The organism is Chryseobacterium sp. SIMBA_028 (assembly GCF_046535285.1).
Classification (GTDB): Bacteria; Bacteroidota; Bacteroidia; order Flavobacteriales; family Weeksellaceae; genus Chryseobacterium.
In genome coordinates, this window is sequence record NZ_JAWRWZ010000575.1 from 1 (window position 1) to 253 (window position 253).

1 protein-coding gene is annotated in these 253 nt (G+C 39.5%); it reads right to left on the reverse strand.

Annotated elements, in window-relative coordinates:
* On the reverse strand, positions 1-253 hold a 253-nt coding region (locus SCA31_RS24550; protein WP_410699580.1), incomplete at both ends, for a LuxR C-terminal-related transcriptional regulator.

A 253-nucleotide genomic window follows, 5' to 3' on the forward strand; every position in this document is an offset into this window, starting at 1 on the left:
GTTCTAGGGCTGATAAAAAGCTTTTCCGCGATCTCGTTGTTGGTAAATTCCTGGCAAATCAGCTTTACCACATCTTTTTCACGCTCGGAAAGCTCATCTTCCATTTCAAACAGGGATTTCTTTTTCGCAGAGCTGTTCATGTAGGAAAAGAGCATCTGGTGGTCTTCCGCTGTGAAGAAAACTCCATTTTTATAGACCGTTGTTATGGCTTCTATAAATGTTTTTTTATCTGAATTTTTAGGAAGAAATGCGG